2 protein-coding genes and 2 tRNA genes are annotated in these 2,319 nt (G+C 46.0%); all 4 read right to left on the minus strand.

Annotated elements, in window-relative coordinates; genetic code table 11:
* On the minus strand, positions 1-395 hold a 395-nt coding region (locus ABGY95_RS00135), incomplete at its 3' end, for an aminotransferase class I/II-fold pyridoxal phosphate-dependent enzyme (RefSeq protein ID WP_347439652.1).
* Between the two features lie 171 nt (positions 396-566).
* Positions 567-1,403, minus strand: coding sequence for a 50S ribosomal protein L11 methyltransferase (locus tag ABGY95_RS00140; RefSeq protein ID WP_347439653.1), 837 nt, complete (start codon positions 1,401-1,403; stop codon positions 567-569).
* 114 nt (positions 1,404-1,517) lie between these two features.
* Positions 1,518-1,592 (minus strand) — tRNA-Gly (locus tag ABGY95_RS00145).
* 43 nt (positions 1,593-1,635) lie between these two features.
* Positions 1,636-1,710 (minus strand) — tRNA-Gly (locus ABGY95_RS00150).
* Between the last annotated feature and the right edge of the window lie 609 nt (positions 1,711-2,319).

The raw sequence follows: 2,319 nt of genomic DNA on the forward strand, positions 1-2,319 counted from the left end.
ACCATTTCAGGGTAGGATACCCAGTAAGGAGCAGGGATAATAACTTCGTCACCTTCTTCCACCATTGCGACGATAGCATTCATGCAGGAATGCTTCGCTCCACTGTTCACTACAACCTGACGAGCACTGTAATCGAGTTTATTCTCTTTCTTGAGCTTCGCTGAAATTGCCTCACGAAGCTCAGGTATACCTGCTGCAGGAGTATACTTTGTCTTACCGTCCTGAATGGCTTTGATAGCAGCCTCTTTGATGAAATCCGGAGTGTCGAGATCTGGCTCACCTCCGGCTAATCCATAAACTTCTTCACCTTTGGCCTTCATTGCCTTAGCCTGATTTGTAATGCTAAGAGTCAGAGAGGGAGTGACTTGAGCTACGCGTGATGATATGCTTTCCATAGTAGTCTAATTATAAAAAATTGATTCGCTCGCAAATGGCGAATTTTTAGAATTTATGGAATCCACGAGTTCGCCCACTGGAGTCGGTGCATTACTTAAAGCATCCACCCCAGCTTGCAAGAGAAATGGCACTTACTGACGAGAATTCTTCCACACTCGTAAGCATTACTTCTACTTAGATCCACGTGCTGACACCCACTTACCTTTTCGTATGACTTTAGAAAATTGCAAGCCAACTGCTTCAGCCGCCTGACGAGTCGACTCCCACTGCTCAAAAAGAATCCCTGACACAATAAAATCACCATCATCTTTCATCGCTTTCTCAATCGTAGTGAATGCTTGCTGCAATATCGAAGAAAACAGATTAGCCACTACCACCTCCCATTGCTTAGGGGGCTGCCATTTTAGCACATCTTGCTCAAAAACTTTAATGCCATCCACTTTATTAAGAACTAAATTCTGCTCCGAAACGCGAACTGCCTGAGGGTCGAAATCATGAGCCTCACACTTTTCAGCCCCTAGCATCCTAGCTGCGATAGCTAGCACAGCAGTGCCGCAGCCTAAATCTAACATCTGCCAGCCGGAACCTTTTCGCTCTCTAGACACATCCACTAACAATCTCAAACAAGTCGAAGTTGTAGCGTGATCACCAGTACCAAATGCCATTTCGGCTGGCATCCTGATTACATGCCTTTTGGGATGCTCTTTTTGTAACTCTCTTACTGCTCCTCCTTCACGGCTACCTGTAATCAATAAAGCATCACGAATTTTCAAAGGTGGCCGAGTCACATCACTCAATGCCGCCCAGTTCTGCTCCTTCACAAGACGAATAGAACCACCAAATTGCTCCTGAATTCTTTCCGCCTCTTCCTTACTTTCGCTATACACCTCCACTCGGATCGACTTTCCTCCTTTGATCTCATTGATCACACTATTAGGGTTACCATAAAAACGTTCTTCCCAAGCGTCGAGCCACTTGACTGATGATAGTTTGGACCAATGCCACATAAACTAATAGTTAGAGTAACTCACTGCCAGTAGCAAGAACATAGCAAGCACCACGACTCAAATCTTCCAAACAAAAAAGCAAGTCAATGCTGACTCGCTTCTTAAAGTACCGGATGGAGCGGGTGAAGAGATTCGAACTCTCGACATCGACCTTGGCAAGGTCGCGCTCTACCACTGAGCTACACCCGCATTACCAGCTATTTGTACAACAGACCCAAATCTTTAAAAGAAATGGAGCGGGTGAAGAGATTCGAACTCTCGACATCGACCTTGGCAAGGTCGCGCTCTACCACTGAGCTACACCCGCATTGTTGCCTGCGGCGGCGGCTTTCTACACGATCACCAACTCTACGCAAGCATTTTTTGACACCTTTTTTCATAACTCGCCACCCAACTACTAAAAGGCCAATCACTTCGGCTCATTGGACTTTTTTTTCCTCAAGAAAGATACTCGACGCACGGTACTGAGAATATTAGCTTAGCCCCGCATGAAATCTTGCCTATTTATTATTGTCGCTTTGCTCATTTTGGCAGGCCTATTCCTCTCTCTGGGAACCCTATTCTTCATTAGCTCCGACACTAAAGCTATTGAGGAAAAAGCCCCTCAGACTGAAGCTCAAACTCCATAGGAATAGGCCTACGGGAGGTAAAGGATTCCCCAATGCCCCCACGACAAAGCCTCAATAACTGATGCTCTCAACACGCTTGTAGATTTATCCGGAGCACCCCCTCCGCTGCCTTTTTTACGGAAATACCAGCTTCAAAGTTCCTTGCGCTTTGAAGCAACCTGGTAGTGTAAAAAACGTCTGTAAAAACTCAAAACGCCTCGACCTCTTGCAAGAGGGGTCGCCCAGATCAGTTACTGAAGGTGCAAACACAAAAGCACCGACCAATGGACGAACAAACACTTCCTAAC

This window comes from Rubritalea sp., from assembly GCF_039830215.1.
GTDB lineage: Bacteria > Verrucomicrobiota > Verrucomicrobiia > Verrucomicrobiales > Akkermansiaceae > Rubritalea.

What these genes read in the sequence shown, in the direction of transcription:
- ABGY95_RS00140 (WP_347439653.1), bottom strand. Translation starts at nt 1,403, where the DNA reads ATGTGGCATTGGTCCAAACTATCATCAGTCAAGTGGCTCGACGCTTGG.